Origin of the sequence: Chitinophaga agrisoli (assembly GCF_008386695.1) — a bacterium.
GTDB lineage: Bacteria > Bacteroidota > Bacteroidia > Chitinophagales > Chitinophagaceae > Chitinophaga > Chitinophaga agrisoli.
The window spans coordinates 1,033,341-1,049,869 of record NZ_VUOC01000004.1 but is presented as its reverse complement, the minus strand read 5'-3'; the positions used below and the strand labels follow the sequence as shown (position 1 = coordinate 1,049,869).

12 protein-coding genes are annotated in these 16,529 nt (G+C 50.8%); 8 read left to right on the top strand and 4 right to left on the bottom strand.

Annotated features, from left to right (window positions below; translation table 11 throughout):
• Positions 1–4: 4 nt before the first annotated feature.
• The 4 genes from F0L74_RS23345 (at position 5) to F0L74_RS23330 (ending at position 4,026) form a co-directional block, all read left to right on the top strand.
• On the top strand, positions 5–712 hold the full coding sequence (locus F0L74_RS23345) for a class I SAM-dependent methyltransferase (protein WP_149840325.1): 708 nt from the start codon (positions 5–7) through the stop codon (positions 710–712).
• 17 nt (positions 713–729) lie between these two features.
• Complete coding sequence (locus tag F0L74_RS23340; protein WP_149840324.1) at positions 730–1,857, top strand: glycosyltransferase family 4 protein; 1,128 nt, start codon at positions 730–732, stop codon at positions 1,855–1,857.
• Positions 1,858–1,957: 100 nt separating this feature from the next.
• Complete coding sequence (wecB, locus tag F0L74_RS23335; RefSeq protein ID WP_149840323.1) at positions 1,958–3,085, top strand: non-hydrolyzing UDP-N-acetylglucosamine 2-epimerase; 1,128 nt, start codon at positions 1,958–1,960, stop codon at positions 3,083–3,085.
• The gene (locus tag F0L74_RS23330; protein WP_149840322.1) at positions 3,085–4,026 is read left to right on the top strand and encodes a glycosyltransferase family 2 protein; all 942 of its coding nucleotides are present in this window, start codon (positions 3,085–3,087) and stop codon (positions 4,024–4,026) included. The genes wecB and F0L74_RS23330 overlap by 1 nt, the downstream gene beginning before the upstream one ends.
• Before the next feature lie 5 nt (positions 4,027–4,031).
• On the opposite strand, the gene F0L74_RS23325 is transcribed toward F0L74_RS23330, so the two are convergent.
• Entirely contained in the window at positions 4,032–5,528 is a 1,497-nt protein-coding gene (locus F0L74_RS23325) for a lipopolysaccharide biosynthesis protein (protein WP_149840321.1), read from the bottom strand.
• 50 nt (positions 5,529–5,578) lie between these two features.
• On the opposite strand from F0L74_RS23325, the gene F0L74_RS23320 reads away from it, so the two are divergent.
• Both F0L74_RS23320 and F0L74_RS23315 read left to right on the top strand, forming a co-directional pair.
• A complete protein-coding gene (locus F0L74_RS23320; protein ID WP_149840320.1) occupies positions 5,579–6,586 on the top strand; it encodes a glycosyltransferase family 2 protein in 1,008 nt (335 codons plus the stop codon).
• 121 nt (positions 6,587–6,707) lie between these two features.
• Positions 6,708–9,917, top strand: a complete 3,210-nt coding sequence (locus F0L74_RS23315) for an IPT/TIG domain-containing protein (RefSeq protein WP_149840319.1) — start codon at positions 6,708–6,710, stop codon at positions 9,915–9,917.
• A 70-nt stretch (positions 9,918–9,987) separates the two neighbouring features.
• Here the strand turns inward: F0L74_RS23315 and F0L74_RS23310 are convergent, their stop codons facing one another.
• On the bottom strand, positions 9,988–11,106 hold the full coding sequence (locus F0L74_RS23310; protein ID WP_149840318.1) for a glycosyltransferase family 4 protein: 1,119 nt from the start codon (positions 11,104–11,106) through the stop codon (positions 9,988–9,990).
• Entirely contained in the window at positions 11,106–13,631 is a 2,526-nt protein-coding gene (locus tag F0L74_RS23305; protein WP_149840317.1) for a YfhO family protein, read from the bottom strand. The genes F0L74_RS23310 and F0L74_RS23305 overlap by 1 nt, the downstream gene beginning before the upstream one ends.
• A 123-nt stretch (positions 13,632–13,754) precedes the next feature.
• On the opposite strand from F0L74_RS23305, the gene F0L74_RS23300 reads away from it, so the two are divergent.
• Both F0L74_RS23300 and F0L74_RS23295 read left to right on the top strand, forming a co-directional pair.
• The gene (locus F0L74_RS23300; protein ID WP_149840316.1) at positions 13,755–13,973 is read left to right on the top strand and encodes a hypothetical protein; all 219 of its coding nucleotides are present in this window, start codon (positions 13,755–13,757) and stop codon (positions 13,971–13,973) included.
• Positions 13,970–14,749 (top strand): queuosine precursor transporter, encoded by a 780-nt coding sequence (locus F0L74_RS23295; RefSeq protein WP_149840315.1) that lies wholly within the window; start codon positions 13,970–13,972, stop codon positions 14,747–14,749. Before F0L74_RS23300 ends, F0L74_RS23295 begins: the two co-directional genes overlap by 4 nt.
• A gap of 91 nt (positions 14,750–14,840) precedes the next feature.
• Here the strand turns inward: F0L74_RS23295 and F0L74_RS23290 are convergent, their stop codons facing one another.
• Positions 14,841–16,508 carry a RagB/SusD family nutrient uptake outer membrane protein gene (locus F0L74_RS23290; protein ID WP_149840314.1) on the bottom strand — a complete coding sequence of 556 codons (1,668 nt, stop codon included), beginning with the start codon at positions 16,506–16,508 and terminating at the stop codon, positions 14,841–14,843.
• Positions 16,509–16,529: the final 21 nt, after the last annotated feature.

The window sequence follows — 16,529 nt, the reverse complement described above, 5'->3', positions numbered from 1 at the left end:
CTTTATGCAAGAACAAAGGATCCCTTATGCATTTGATCCGGATGTCCGTTATCCGCACTATCTTGCCCGGAACGGGGTATTAAAGGGGATCCGTCATTTCAGCCCGCTGTTCAGCGGACGCCTGATGGACCTGGGATGTGGATCGAAACCTTATCGGAGCCTGTTTAATGTGGATGAGTATATAGGCGTAGATTACAACAGTGAAGGGCACCCGCATGACGGGGAGCCGATAGATGTGTTTTACGATGGTAAAACGCTACCTTTCCCCGATGAACATTTTGACGGAGTTTTCAGCAGCGAAGTATTTGAACATATTTTTAACCTGGAGGAGATCCTGGCAGAGGTGCACCGGGTAATGAAGAAAGGAGCGAAACTGCTATTCACCTGCCCCTTTGTGATCAGTGAGCATGAAGTGCCGAATGATTTTGCGCGTTATACCATGTTTGCATTAAGGCATATGTTGGAGAAACAGGGGTTCAGGGTAGTGGAGACCCGGAAATCCAGCAGCTTTGTGCTGGCCATTATGCAGATGCGTATTATGTACGTGCATCTGCACCTGATGCCATTTGTGCGTAAGATCCCGGTTGTGCGCAGCGGCCTGCGGTTCGTGGTCTATACGTGGATGAACCTGGTGGCGTTGCTGCTGGACCGTGTATTTCCAAAAAGGCACGACTTTTATCTGAACAACATCGTACTGTGCGAAAAAATATAAGACTTGCTATTATTACAATGGCCCGCACACCATGGGGCGGAAGTGAAGAACTCTGGGCTGCTACTGCAACGGAAGCATTAAAAGAAGGGCATGAGGTATATCTGTCGGCGCTTGACACCGGCGAGCCACACCCCAAGTTGCAGCGGCTGATGGAAAAAGGTTTACAGGTAAGCTACCGTAAAAAGGCGCTGCCACCCGGCACCGGCATCGTAAAAAGAGTGCTGGTACTGGGTTATTACTATATACAGCACCGGTTATTGGGCGCTTACCGTAAAGTGTTGAAACCAGGGCCAGACATCGTTGTATACAGCGGCACCTGTTATTCCATTGCGAAGGACAGGCGGTTATTACAGGAAATGCGTACGGGGAAAGCCCGTTTTTTTATTATAACGCAGCTCAATGAAGAGGTGATCCGGCCTATCTCTGACGAGGAAGCGGAGGTGATACGGCAGGCGTACCGGAAAGCGGAGCGCGTGTTCTTTGTATCGGCCCGTAACCTGCAAACCGCGCAAAGGCATTTATGCACTACCGTGGAAAATGCAAAAGTCATACGCAACCCGGTAAATATGGAGGAAAAATCACCTTTGCCTTTTCCTGTCAATACTACCGTACAGATGGCGATGGTGGGTAACCTCATCACCCTGCATAAAGGCCAGGACCTGGCGCTGGCAGTACTGGGCCGCCCGGAATGGAAACAACGCAACTGGCAGTTGAACCTGTATGGAGATGGATCTGACAGGGCCTACCTGGAACGGCTGTGCGACTATTACGGCATACGGGAAAAAGTGGTCTTTCATGGCCGGGTAAGCGATATACGCGGTTTATGGGCCGTTAATCAGCTGCTGCTGATGCCCTCCCTGATAGAAGGCATGCCCCTGGCCATTGTAGAAGCGATGCTGTGCGCAAGGCCTGCTGTGGTAACGGATATAGGCGGACATAAAGAATGGATCAGTGAAGGGAAGGAGGGATTTGTAGCGGAGGCCACCTCCGTAGATTCGCTGGGTAATGCAATGGAACGTGCCTGGCAGGCCCGGGATAACTGGGAGGCAATGGGCAGGGCTGCGCATGAAAGAGCTATTGCCCAATATGATCCGCAGCCGGGTAAAACCCTATGGGAGATCTTATTAGAAAAAGAAGCGCATTAATTGATACATCGTGTACAAGCTATTATCTGACAAGGGAGCATATGAGCACTAATTAATACCTCAGGTATAGGCTATTATCAGACAAGGAAAAGCAATTACATTGAAGAAAGTACTCTTTTTATTTGGCACCCGGCCGGAAGCTATTAAAATGATTCCGCTGATCAAGGAATGTGAAAAACATCCGGATATATGGCAAACACGTGTATGCGTTACCGGGCAGCACAAGCAGATGCTGGCGCAGGTGCTTAGCTTCTTTGAGGTGCAGCCGGATGAAGACCTGGCTTTGATGAAGCCTAACCAGACCTTATTTGATATCACGGCAGATGGCCTGCAGAAAATGAAGGCTCTGCTGGAGCGGGAGCAGCCGGATGTAGTAGTGGTGCAGGGCGATACTACCTCTGCATTCACCGGCGCGCTGGCAGCCTATTATAAACAGATAAAAGTAGCGCATATAGAGGCCGGCCTGCGCAGCGGCAATAAATACTCACCTTTTCCGGAGGAGATGAACCGCAAACTGGCAGGGGCCATTGCGGATTTTCATTTTGCGCCCACCCCCAATGCGGAGCATAACCTGCAGCAGGAGAACATTACCGCCCAGGTATATGTAACCGGCAATACGGTAATAGATGCGCTATTCCTGGCGCTGGAGCAAATGAAGGATAAACCGGAATATGCGGCCTACTTCTCTTTCCTGCAGCCGGATAAAAAGATCATCCTGCTCACCGGTCATCGCCGCGAGAGCTTTGGACAGCCTTTTGAAGAGATGTGCACGGCTATCAAGACCATTGCAGAAAAATATGCGGACAGTGTGCAGATCGTATACCCAGTGCATTTAAACCCACAGGTACAGGAGCCGGTACGGCGCATACTGGGCAACCATCCCAATATACACCTGATAGACCCGCTGGAATATCCTTATCTCATATGGCTCATGCAGCAGAGTTACCTGGTGCTTACGGACTCCGGCGGTATCCAGGAAGAAGCGCCTTCCCTGGGTAAACCCGTGCTCGTAATGCGGGAAGTAACGGAAAGAACAGAGGGTATTGAGGCGGGGACCGCCAAACTGGTAGGGACCCGTCAGCAGGATATTATCGACAGCACGGTGGCGCTGCTGGAAGACGCATCCTTATACCAGCAGATGGCGCAGGCCAAGAACCCCTATGGCGACGGGAAGAGCGCGGAGCTGATCATGAACATCCTGGCTAAACAACTACAAACTGTCAAGTAATGTCTCCTGTTGTTTCGATCATATTACCTACGTATAATGGCGCCCGTTTTATAAGACAATCCCTGGATAGCTGTCTGGCGCAGACCTTTCGTGATATAGAGCTGATCATTGTGAATGATTGCTCTACAGATGAAACGCCCGCTATCATCAAAGAATATGCACAACGGGACCCGCGCATAAAAGTGATCAATAACGCCACTAACCAGCGCTTACCCGCCTCCCTGAACATAGGGTTTTCAGCGGCGAGCGGCCGTTATTACACCTGGACATCTGACGATAATTATTATGCCCCGGATGCCATTGCCAAAATGGTGGCGGTATTGGAGCAACAACCGGATATTGACCTGGTGTATGCGGATTATTATGAGGTGGATAATGATGACAAGATCACCGGCTACAGGCATTTTAAAGATATTAATGACAGCGTGGCCATGTGGGATGGCTGCGGGGCCTGTTTCCTGTATAAGGCGGCGGTGCATACCCGTAATAAAGGGTATGCGGTATCCACCTTCCTGATAGAGGACTACGATTTTTTCCTGCGGGCCAGCCTGCACAGTAAGTTCTATCACTTAAATAACCATGAGCTCTATTATTACCGCTACCATCCGGCATCCCTGACCGGTACCATGGCCAGCGCAGTGATGGATATACAGAAGATCGTAGTGGAAAGGCAGTTGCCCTTATTAATGCAGCATATCAGTGAACGGGATCAAATGCTTTTTTACCGCAAATACGCGGTATACTATGCATTGTACAAGAATAACACCGGCAAGGTAAAATACTACCTGGAAAAGCTGTATGCCATGTCAAAGGCACAGGTTTTTGTAACGGTTGGGTATGTGATCGTGATGAAGACGGCACAACTATTCAAAGTCTCCTTTGCTATTGTCATGAACCTTTTGCAGTTGCTGTTCACCCCCAAAAAACAAACCAAAGGCTAAGCTTATCAGCGCCTACGCATCCTGGCTACCCGGCCGCGGAGGGTGTGGAATACCTGGATAGCATCTTCAGAGATCCGCCATTTGAACACGGCAAAGGCATATATGCCTACAAAAAGCACGGAGCGTACAAAGATGTTGAGCCAGGGATTGGGGATATTTACCAGGTATACGATCAGGAAATAGGCCGCCACCGGTAATATTACCGCCATAATGGTCTTAGCCGTAAAGGGCTGCAGCTGAAAATTACGCTGCAGGAACAGGAAGCGGATGGTATTGAACAGGGTAAGCGACAGAAAGCTGGCAATACCGGCGCCTATCAACCCGTAATATTTGATGAGGATATAATTCACCGGCAGCATAAATATCAGCAGGATAATATTGGAGTACAGTTCAAACTTCCATTTACGGGAGGTGATGATGATCTGTCCGTTTACCCCCGTGCCCAGCTCCACTATCTTGGCCAGGGCCAGGAATAGCAGGGCAGGTTTACTTTCGCGGTACAGGGGATCCAGTTTCAGTACCGTCAGCGCGTCGTCAAAATTGATCCAGATAATGGTGAACAGGAAGGCGGCTATCAGCAGCAGGTTAATGGAGGATTTGCGGTAAACATCTTCCAGCTTGGCCATATCCCGCTCTTTCCACGCCCTTGCCACAATGGGAAAAGCCAGGCTTACCACGCTGCGTTGCGGCACTACAATGACCGTACATAAATAGCTGGCCAGCGCAAAAACAGCGGTATATTCCAGACCCAGCATACTACTGATAATGATCCCATCTATGGTTTGGCTGAGCATTAACACAATATTGCCACCCAGGATAAAAAGCACATAAGGCGTCATTTTTTTCCATAAACGCCGTGTTAAGGGACTAATACGGAAACTGAGCGGCAGCTCTTTCTTATACAGCATATAAGTCAGCAGCCCAAGGAAACAGACAATATACAGGCAGCTGAAAAGGACGATAAAGGTGTGGAAGCTGATCCAGTGCAACAGGTAGGCCACAATGATCACCAGGTTGGCGATACGGAAAACCACTTCCCTGAACAGGTTGGAGACTACGCTTCTGAACTGGTTCCAGGCATGGGCTTCCAGTATAGTAAAATATACCAGGAACATGGTTAGCGGAATAACCATATAGAAATAATCCACCAGCAGGGGCGATTTACCGGAGAATTTACGGATGATCAGCGGTTTAAACGCCAGGATGCCTATAATAAGGAGTATAAGGCCAACCGTGCCCACTGCAAGGGCCAGCACGATCAGATCTATGTTTTTAGCCGGCAACCGGTCGCGGTAATAAGGGTAGAACTTGGTGAGCAGGGTAGGAGAACCAAGGGCGGCCATACTGGCAAACAGGATGGTGAGGTCCAGGAGCACGCGGGTGAGGCCATACTGTTCCGGCAAAAAGAACCGTGAGAATAAAAATATATTAATGGCGCCGAAAACAAAACCGATATAGATATATACTGTTGCTACGAGGCTCTTTTTCCTGACTTCGCTCATATAGCTTGGCTGGTGATTAAGGTTTAAAGATATTATTTATTTTGCAACCCATGCAGCTGTCCATTATCATTGTCAATTATCGCAGTTACCAGCTTATTACCGGTTGTATACGCTCCGTTATCGCAGAAACACAGGATCTTAGCTATGAGATCATTGTGGTGGATAATCATTCGCAGGATGAGAGCCGGGAGGTGATCCTGCAGGTTTTTCCGCAGGTACGGTGGGTACAGATGGATAATAATGCCGGTTTTGCACGTGCCAATAATGCCGGTTTACGTATTGCGCAAGGCGAACACCTGCTACTCCTGAACCCGGATACGATTGTGCTGGACCGTGCGCTGGACCGTTGCGTACAGCGCTTCAGAGATACGTTAGGCGTAGCTGCCTGCGGCGTACAGCTGTTGAATGAAGACGGTAGCCCCCAGATCACCGGCGCCTATTTTATGAAAGGCGGACTGAATCATTTACTGCCTTTGCCTTACTGGGGCAGGTTGCTGCGCAGCGTGGCCTTTGCCATGAAAACCAAAGCGCCCAGTGTGGAAGCAGCCGGCGCCGCACAGGAGGTGGACTGGATCAACGGGGCTTTCCTGATGGTAAAAAAGGCTACCATACAGCAGGCCGGCCTGATGGACGAGGACTTTTTCCTGTATGCGGAGGAAACGGAGTGGTGCAGCCGTATTATGCGGGTGGGCAAACTGGTGGTATATGGAGACCTGCATGTGATACACCTGCAGGGGGCAACCGCCAATGCCACATTTGCCGCCACGGGGCAGGGCTATTATGACCTGTATAGCCGCAAGGGCCTGCAGCTGATGGTATCCAATCATTTACGCGTACGTAAGCAATATGGGGTATTATGGTTCCTGGTATTGCTGCTGAATTATACGTTTGCTGTGCCGGTGTTTTTTGTGTGCAGCTTTTTTGATAACCTGTTTCATGGCAGGAATCCTTTTAAATACTGGGGCCAGGCGGCTAAATTTACGGGGAATATGCTGCGGTTATGGGCATTAACGCCTACGATCATACGTAACAGGCCGCATTTTTATAAAGTATTGTAGGGGAGCGTTTTGGATTTTCAGAGATAAGTTGACGGTACCACGAATGTAGTATTTTGGACGACAAATATAATTTGGCGATCAATTGTTATTTATCTTTATGCGAATTTAAATAAACCCTACTATGAAATGTTTGTACCCACTTCCTACACCTATATGGAAGTTTATTTGTGCTTTGTTCACATCTTTTTTAATTACCGCTTCACTTTTTGCCCAAACGAGCATTACTGATTTTAATCCTGCTTCCGGTAAGCCCGAAACGTTGGTGACGATCCGTGGAAGTAATCTTAAGCCAACGTCAGGACAAAACATTAACGTTTATTTTGGTGCGGTACGGGCGGCTTTAAGAACGGTAACGGCCGATTCGATTGTGGTATACGTGCCGATGGGCGCCACTTATGCGCCTATTGCAGTAACCGTAAATGGCAGCACCGCGTATACCCGCCGGGCCTTTATGCCGACCTTTGATGGCACGGATACCGTTCTGACAAATGCATCCTTTAAATTTAACTTTTATTGGGTGATGGGCGCCGGTGTTCTTAAAAGGCCTCTTCTGGGAGATCTTGATTCGGACCGTTTTCCGGACCTGATCGTACCTGATCCCAACGGTATTAGTTTAAGCAGGAACATCAGCGATCATGGTCTTATCAGTTTTGCGGTAAAGCAGCATCTAAATGCGCCTGTGGCCGGTCAGCTAACAAGCGCCGACGTGGGAGACTTGGACGGTGACACCCGGCTGGACATAGTGTCAACGTATAGCCAATCGAATGTATTTGTGGCGCAGAGAAACACCAGCATTTTTGAAGCTCCGTTCTCTTTTACCACGACCAGCGTGCCTGTAAACGGTAGACCCACCGGCGTACGGATAAGGGATTTTGATGGTGACGGAAAGCCGGATGTGATACTACTGAGTGATGACCGGCTGGCTGTTTTCAGGAATACTACCACGGGGTCTGCGTTCAGCTTTGACTCAGCAGTGAGCACGCCTGTATATGACAGTGCTTCCTCTCTCGCATTAGATGATTTTGACGGAGATGGGCGGGCAGATGCCGCCGTTGTGAATGCAGGCACCCGCCTGATCTCTGTAGTACGGAATTCCAGCGCGTCTGGCATGGTTTCTTTCAGTGACAGGATGGAATTGACGGCAGACAGCACGGCGCAAACTGTTGTAAGCGGCGATGTGGATGGAGACGGCCGGCCGGATGTGATCGTCAGTACGGCCAATGGTGTAGCTGTTTTCCGTAATACCAGCAGCGTTGGCACTATAAGTTTTGATGCAGCGGTAAGTTATGCCACAGCGGGACCCGCTATTGACGTAACTGTTTGCGATTATAACGGCGACGGTAAGGCGGACCTGATAGCGGCCAGCAATAATGTTTATTCAGTATTTAAGAATAACAGCAGCGCAGGAAGCCTGGCTTTTGCGGCCCGGACGGACTTCTCTGCTGCAGTATTGGGTGGTATTGCCGCGGGCGACCTGGATGGAGATGGCCGGCCGGACCTGATAGGGGCCGCTACTACAGAGCCATTTACCAGCATGATCACCATCATATGGAATAAGGCTACTAAAGCGGGGCAGCCGGTGCTTACATCCATTACGCCCAGTATGGCTGCCAGTGGGGATACCGTTACGCTTAAAGGGATCAATTTTACCAGCGCCGTAGGCGTAACTTTTGGGGATACGCTGGCGTCGTCATTTATTGTAGTATCAGACACGATCATAAAAGCGGTGGTATCCAAACACGGAACGGGTGGGGATGTCGTTGTGGCCACACAAGTGGGTATAACCAACCTTCCCTCCAGTTTTGGATGGTTACCTAAAATATCGTCATTCAGCCCTACGGCCGCCAAACCATACGATACCGTTACGATCGTAGGCACAGGGCTGTTGTCAAGCAATGTGCGCTTCGGAAATATACCCGCCCTTTCTGTTATAAGGGTGTCATCTTCGGAGCTTAAAGCAGTGGTGGGTATTGATGGTTTCAGCAGTACGCCGCTCGTTGTTACCGTAACGGCAGATAATGGCCAAAGCGCCACCAAGGATGGATTTACCTACCAGTATGTACCGGTTATCACTTCCTTTACACCAACGCTGGGTACGGAGGACGCTACTGTCACTATTAATGGCGCTAACTTTGCCGGCGTTACCGCCGTGACGTTTGGAGGAACACCGGCCGCCTCGTTCTCGTTTCAGTCAGCAAGGCTTATTACAGCAAAAGTGGGCAGCGGCGCCAGCGGGCCGGTAACCGTTACTACGGTGAATGGAACAGGTAGTAAGGGCGGGTTTGTATTTGGCCATAACCTGCCGCTTATCAACCAGATCAGTCCTGCATCTGCGGCAACAGGCACACAGGTAACGATCACCGGCAAACGGTTTACGGGCGCTACGGCGGTACGTTTTGGCGGCGTTGCCGCTACCTCATTCAGCGTACAGTCTGACGGGGTTATCCTTGCAACGGTGGGGCAGGGCGCCAGCGGCGCTGTGACAGTAGTCACCGCTAACGGCAGTAATCAATTGGGCGGCTTCACCTATTTACCACCGCCGACAATTACGCAACTGAATCCCTATGCAGCCGCTGCCGGAGCTCAGGTTTACATCTATGGGAAAAACTTTACCGGTACAACAGCCGTTTATTTCAGCGGAATGGCGGCCAGTTTTTATGTGCAGGCTGATTCTGTGATCAGGGTCTTTGTGCCGTTTAACCTGCAGGGTACTAACATTACCATACAGGTAGTTGCCCCAACGGGAACTGCTAGCTATAATTGGCTGGGATTGATTCCCGCACCGGTGATCTTTTCTGCCTCGCCCCAAAGTGGAGGGCCAGGTACTATTGTTACGATTAACGGGGCCAATTTTATGCCCGGCAGCAGTACACAGGTACGCTTCAATAACCAGCCCGCTGCGTCTTTCCAGGTTGTTTCTCCCAATATGATCATAGCGGTGGTTGGACAGGGCGAAACGGGACCTATAGTTGTGATAACGGCTGGTGGCTTTTTCCCTGGTAGTTTCTTCAATTATATACCCTCGCCATTGGCACAGGGTGCGCGTTTGGCGGGGCCTCAAAAGATATCTTCTGCATCAGCAGTTACGGGTGATGTAAAAGTATACCCCAACCCCGCCGCGGGTTATACCTGGGTAGAGCATCCGGCTATAACCGGCAGCGCTTTATTACAGGTAACAGACCTGCTGGGGCATGTGATCAAAACAGCGGTGATAGCGCCGGGTACTGTTAAAACACAGCTAAGCCTGAGCGGTATACCCAACGGCTATTATAAGATCGTGTGGAGCGATGGTAAGGCGATCCGGAGCAAAGGGATCGTGGTGGCACAATAGCGGTACATAAGTATTAAAATAAAACGGCCGTCTCCAGACAGGGGACGGCCGTTTTGTTTATGTAATAAGCTTAGATCAATGTTTGCATGGTGGCTGCTGCGCCGCGGGCAATGTTATCATTGCTGTAGTAATCGAAGAAAGCGGGCGGTGTTGGATCGGTGATGTTCTCATGCTGTTTCATGAGCCGTACAAACTGATGCCAGTCCTTATCCGGCGCTATCCGCAGCTTATCGCCGCATACAGCGGTATTTACGCCCATGGCCCCGCTGGCAGTGGATACAATTGTTTTATTGTAGGAAAGCGCTTCTACTACCTTGGTCTTTATGCCGCCGCCTTCTATCACGGGGTTGATAAAAACATCCGCCGCTACCAGGTATTCTGCTATGCTGGGCACAAAGCCGGTGTAGATCACTTTACCGTTGGTGGCGGTTATTTGTTGTACCAGCTCTTCCGGCAATCCTTTTCCGCTGATCATGATCACATACGGATGATCCGGATGCGCCTGCAGCAGCGGGTATATTTCCGTAAGTATCACACGTACGGCCCGTTGGTTGGGAAGGTAGCCCATGGCCCCGTTAAAGCAATAGATGATGCTATTTTCCGGTATGCCGTGTGCCGCGCAGATCTGCGGGCGCAGTAAGTCCCGGTCTGGCGGGGTAGCGGGCGGGGTAACGCCGAATGTAGCCACGCTCACTTTCTGAGGCGCGAGCCTGTAAAGGGCAATGGCCCGGTCAGCGTCTTCCTGGCTAATGAAGAAGCTGTGATGGGCCTGGCGGTGTACCCAGCCTTCATAGGCACGAAGCAGGGGCCACCACCACTTGCCTAAGCTGCGGAAACGGTCTGCCTCTATATTACGGGAATGTACCACCAGTTTGCAGCGGGTACGCGCTTTGAGCAGCACGGCCAGCCAGCCGGTATAAGGATGCTCTATATGCAGGATCTGGACGCCCTGTTGCCGTATGGCGGCCGCCAGGGTACTGATATTACGCGGATCCATATAGCGGAAAGGGCTATTGGAAAACGCCGGCCATAGTTTGTAGGGCAGGGGGCTTTCCGGCCTGTTGGCCTCTACGGAAGCCACCGTATGCTCGCAATACCTGGTCAGGTATGCATGAAAATCTGCTATGCATATCTCTCCACCGGTACGGGCGGGCAGGTATTTATATGATACAATGCCGAGTATACGCATTATGCAGCTGCCGGTTGTTGTTGCTTTTTCTGGTTACGTATGCTGATGAAAATACCGCCTGCTAATGCGATGAACATAACAAGGTAACTTATAAGCGTGATCTTATTGCCAGTGTAGTAAGACGCTGGTTCAAAGCGGAACTCAATAGTATGGCTGCCTGCGGGTACCAGCATGCCTCTCAGTACGTAGTTAACCCTGGCATAAGGCGCTTGCTGACCATCGATGAACGCTTTCCAGCCTTTCTCATAATAGATCTCAGAGAATACCGCAAATTGCGGTGTGGAGGCCTTATAGCTGTAGGAGATCTTATTCAGGTCATTGGCAACGAGCCGGATGCTGGCAGTGGAATCATAGGCAGGCTCGCCTTTTACGTCTGCTTTATAGCGCTGGTCTATCACGACTGTATCTTTCGGGTTGATGTGGTCCAGAGCGCCCATTTCCGCATCTGCGTTTGGTACCCATTGGATATGTTTTACAAACCATACATTACCCAGTGCGTCCGGATTACGATGTGCCACCGGCTGTCCGTCCGGGCCTTGCTGGATCACATATTTGGTGTTCAGCATGTTCAGCACCTGGATGTTATTCTTAGAGATCTGGCGCTCAATGAGGTCCAGGTATAACTGGAGCTTAGCCGCGTGGTAACCGCCTATGCTTTTGTGGAAGTAGGAGGTCATCGCATCGGAGAACGGGCCGCTGGGGCTGGTGGTATTGTATACACGGTAATACGGGTCCTTATCCTGCAGGATCTGCTGATCTGCAGGCGAGGGCTGGAAATAACTACTGTACGTATTGGCGTCCTTAAAATCGTCGTTGCTCAGGTAGCGTTGGTCCACCTGCAGCAGGTCAAACATCACCAGCACGATCATGCCGCCGATGAGGAGATTCGGATTCACTTTGCCTTTGAGGAAGAACCAGAGCAGGGCAAAAGCGATACCGCCAATAAGCAGGGAACGCAGCACATCGTTGCGGTACAGGGATTCGCGGTCCTCCCGCAGGGCTTTCATGATACTATCCGTAGCCGTGGCATTGTTTTGCGTGGCCTGTGTTATCTGCATGCGGAAGTAGTCATCGCCGCCGGGTTTATCCGGGTTATTGGTAGCGTTGGTATAGGACATGGAGCCGGAGATAAGCAACAATATCACCAGCAGGCCGCCAACGATCATACCGCTCCATTTAACGTGTTTCAGCAGTGCTGCTTTGGGCAGGGAGCCTGTTACCAGTTCATTGAGGGCCATTACAGCCAGGATGGCAAAGGTAAGCTGCGGGATCACCAGCGCTTGCGCCGGGGCGCGGAACTTGCTGTATAAAGGCAGGTGATCAAACAGGAAGTAGTTGAAAGCCTGCAGGTTGCTGCCCCAGGCCAGGAAAATGGCAAATACGCTTACGCCTATCAGCCACCATTTATGCCAGGAGCGTACAATGAACAGGCCTAAGATCGCCAGTAAACATATAACTACGCCAAAGTATACCGGACCGGCAGTGCCTATGGAGGCAGATTGATCGCCCCAGTATAAAGGCCAGGATTTGATCATTTGTTCTACCTGGGGGGCAGGGTAGCCCATGCCGGTCATGACCTTATAGGTTTCTGAATTGGTGCCCAGGGATCCGCCGGAACTACCGCCATAGATATTGGGGGCCAGCAGGGTAAGGGTTTCCAGTTTGCCATAGCTCCACTGGAAGGCATAGTCCTTATCCAGGCCGCCGGATGTTTTCTGGCCTTCTGTACCGGGCAGCGGCGTTAATTCTGATTTACCGCCACGGTTACTGGCGTGGGAGTACTCGTAGGTAGTCCACAGGGTAGTGGCGTTAGAGCCCATGCCCAATACTACAGCGCCCAGCAGTACCGCCGCGCTGATGATCAGGTGTTTGATCTCTTTATGCAGGATACAGTATACCACGTAAGCAATGCCAATAACACCCAGCAGCAGGAAGAAATAATAGGTCATCTGCAGGTGGTTGGCCGAGATCAGGTAGGTGATCGACAGGGCCGCGATAGCGCCGCCCAGTATATATCTTTTGCGGGTGATAAGCACAATACCTGCTACTACCGCCGGCAGATAGGCCAGGGCCAGCATTTTGGTATCGTGACCCGCGCTGATGATGATGGGATCGTAACTGGAATAGGTATAGGCCACCGCGCCCAGGAATCCTATCCAGGAGCGGGCCCCCAGCACAACACACAGGAAATAGAAACAAAGGGCCGCCAGGAACAGCACATTAATGGGCTTTGGCAGGCCCAGCGTGAGGATGGTGGGTATAATGCTGCCAAAGGAGTAACCAGTTTCCATAGAAAGCTGGTAGGTAGGCATACCGCCAAACATGGAGGTGGTCCACAGCGGCGTAATGCCGTGTGTAGCCTTATAATCGTTTGATTCCTTGGCCATGGCCGTCCATTGCGTAACATCGCTCTGGCTCAATACTTTGCCGTCCAGCGCTGGTTTGCAATACAGTACCGCCAGTACCAGGAGGGCAACTACTGCTATCAGATGTGGCAACAACGCCTTCAGCCGGTTGTTCTTCATATTTAATGGTGTGCTTTAAAAGGATAAGTAGCAAATATATTATTTTCGGTTACTATTTTCGCCTTTATGGGTCTTGTTAAATTTTTGTTGAAATTCGTATTTATATGCAATCTTTGCTACCTCGTGGGGTGGTTTTTACGTATTACGGAGCGGCACGGAGATCTGTCAGGAGTGTTCAAACATATGGTGGTATTGGGCTATATAGTGGCCATGCCTGTGAATATCCTAACTATCCTGCTGGCATTCATCCTGCTGCTGGCTAACAAGGTTACGTGGAAAGAGCTACCCGGTTACCTGCTTATCCTTAACATTATAATATTGATCGTTCAAATACTCGTATGATTAGTAATATCCTGAAAGACAAGCCCACCAAGCTATTCGTGATCTTTTCCTGTTTTTTTGTGGCGAACGCGCTGATAGCGGAATGTATAGGCGGAAAGATCTTTTCCCTGAATGCGATCCTGGAAAGTGTGTTTAACCTCAAAATACCCTCCTTTTCACTGTTTGGGCAGGACAATTTATCGTTTAGCCTTACCTGTGGCGTTCTGTTGTGGCCGCTGGAGTTTGTGATGACGGATATTGTGAATGAATATTACGGCGCCAAGGCGGTGCGCCGTATTTCCTATACAGCGGTGGCGCTGATCTCTTATGCGTTCCTGATGTTTTACCTGGCTATTGGCGTACCGCCGGCGGATTTTTGGGTAAGCAGCCAGGCGCAGAACGGCGTACCTAATATGCAGTTTGCCTTTAGCGGTATATTCGGACAGGGTATGCGTATCATTGTGGGCAGCCTGGTGGCCTTCCTGGTGAGCCAGATCGTGGATGTGACGGTGTTTCACCATATTAAGCGGCGCACCGGCGAAAAACATGTATGGCTGCGCGCCACCGGTTCCACGGTTGTGTCCCAGTTTGTAGACAGTTATATCGTACTGTTCATCGCCTTTAGCGGCGTATTCCCCTGGCAGCTGATCCTGGCCATTGGCATCGTGAACTATACCTATAAATTCACCATGGCTATTATACTTACGCCGGTAATTTACCTGGTAGAAATGGGGATTGAGCGGTATTTTGGCAAGGAGCTCACCGCGAAGATGAAAGCGGGAGCAATGGAGCGATAATATGTTACTACAGATAGAAAGGATGAGCGCCGTACTTAGAAAAGTGTGGCGCTCATTTTTTGTTCGTGTCAATCCATCTTTACTCCACGCATCAGTCTGTGCGGGGATTCTTTACAGCTGCGCTGCCGGACGAAGGGCGGTTGTTAGCCAGCTCATTGTCCGGTACGTCCCAATAGTCAAGGAAGCTGTATTCGATGGTAGCGTTAATATGGATGTTACCGCTTTTGTCGATGACCACGCAGCCGGTGCGGCCGCCGCCTTTGGCAACAGGGTCGATCACTTTCCAGCGGCGTGCATCGTAGAAGGAGAGGGCGCGGAATACAAGGGCCACCCTTCTTTCCTTACGCAGCTCTTCCTTAGCGGCAGCAGCGGTGGCGGCCACGGTAGCGGGCAAACCGGCGCCCTGGCCATTGCGTACTTCATCTATCAAGGCCATGCCGGCGGTAATGGCGGCGGGGCTGAAATTATCCTTATACATCATAGCTTCTGCCTTCATGAGCTCATTCTCTTCCCAGGTGCCTGCCAGGTATAATTCTGCGGCGCCTACCTGTTTATTACTGTATATAATTACGCCGGCCAGGCCTTTGCCGCCATCTACCAATGCGTGGTTGGTGTTGAAGGAGTTGCCCCTGTCCGCATTGCCTATCCAGGTGGTGCCGGTAATGAAGTTGTTCTCCAGGCGTTTGTCGCCGGGTTTATAGTCCTGGATCAGTCTTTCACTTACTTTATACCCGCCGGCGCCAGGCGCGGTACTGGCTACCCGGGCGGCCACGGTACCGTCTGAGGCGGCAATGATATCACCCTGCTGGTCTGAGCGGGCGGTGAATACAAAATCGTTTTCGCGGATACCGTTATTGGCCAGGGTAAGGATACTATCCCAGCGGCTGGCCGGCATAGCGTCTACAGTGGTATTTACGAGCAGGTTGCGGGCCTTGAGGGTATTGATATTCCTGATCCATACATCCGGCGCCAGCACGCCGCCCTTACCTACCTGGTAAAACGCGGGAATAAGCTTGCTGAGGGCCGCATTATAATCCGCATTGGCTGTAAGGCCATTGAGGATCATGGCGGCGGTATCCAGCTTGGCATTGGCCGCTGTTATCATGGCTTCTTTTGACAGGTAATTGTTGTTGGTGGAGGTGGGATTGTCCACCACATCCAGCGCATCATTCACAATGCCGGCATAATACATAGAGCCGATGCGGGAATACACATATCCTTTCCACCAGTAGGCCCATGCCCTGATAACTGCTCTTTTTGTGTTGGCGTCGCCGGAGAAGGGCACCGCATCCAGCGAAGCCAGTACCAGGTTACAGCTTTTATTGAGCTGGTACATATAGGCCCATTCATAGAAGAGCGGGTTTTGACCGGCTTCCCCGTTACTATTGATGGCCCTTATCAGCGCCAGTTGCCTGGCAGGAAAGCCGGGGCTTAATACAACACTGCCATTGTCCAGGGTTACCTTATCCGGGCAGCCCAGCTGGTTCATATATTCATTGGCGGCCTCCATACCTATTACATCGCCCATCTGCTCATGAAAGCCGATAGCGCCGGACCAGAAACGGCCTATTACACCGTCGAAATACTTGAGATCATAGAAGCCGCTTACGTAGATGCCCTGGCCCAGGGCAAGTATGCCTTTTTCCGTTTGGGCGCTCTCCGGCGAGGGCTGGTTGGGATCACTTACATCCAGCTGGCTTTTGCAGGCAAAGAGCAGGGCGAGTATAATAGGAAAGGTTCGTTTATTGATAGTGGTCATAATTGTGTGCGTTTAAGGTGA

Excerpts from the sequence above, each read along its gene's own strand:
- F0L74_RS23345 (WP_149840325.1), top strand. The coding sequence starts at position 5 with ATGCAAGAACAAAGGATCCCTTATGCATTTGATCCGGATGTCCGTTAT.
- F0L74_RS23340 (WP_149840324.1), top strand. The coding sequence starts at position 730 with ATGGCCCGCACACCATGGGGCGGAAGTGAAGAACTCTGGGCTGCTACT.
- F0L74_RS23330 (WP_149840322.1), top strand. The coding sequence starts at position 3,085 with ATGTCTCCTGTTGTTTCGATCATATTACCTACGTATAATGGCGCCCGT.
- F0L74_RS23325 (WP_149840321.1), bottom strand. The coding sequence starts at position 5,528 with ATGAGCGAAGTCAGGAAAAAGAGCCTCGTAGCAACAGTATATATCTAT.
- F0L74_RS23320 (WP_149840320.1), top strand. The coding sequence starts at position 5,579 with ATGCAGCTGTCCATTATCATTGTCAATTATCGCAGTTACCAGCTTATT.
- F0L74_RS23315 (WP_149840319.1), top strand. The coding sequence starts at position 6,708 with ATGAAATGTTTGTACCCACTTCCTACACCTATATGGAAGTTTATTTGT.
- F0L74_RS23310 (WP_149840318.1), bottom strand. The coding sequence starts at position 11,106 with ATGCGTATACTCGGCATTGTATCATATAAATACCTGCCCGCCCGTACC.
- F0L74_RS23305 (WP_149840317.1), bottom strand. The coding sequence starts at position 13,631 with ATGAAGAACAACCGGCTGAAGGCGTTGTTGCCACATCTGATAGCAGTA.
- F0L74_RS23295 (WP_149840315.1), top strand. The coding sequence starts at position 13,970 with ATGATTAGTAATATCCTGAAAGACAAGCCCACCAAGCTATTCGTGATC.
- F0L74_RS23290 (WP_149840314.1), bottom strand. The coding sequence starts at position 16,508 with ATGACCACTATCAATAAACGAACCTTTCCTATTATACTCGCCCTGCTC.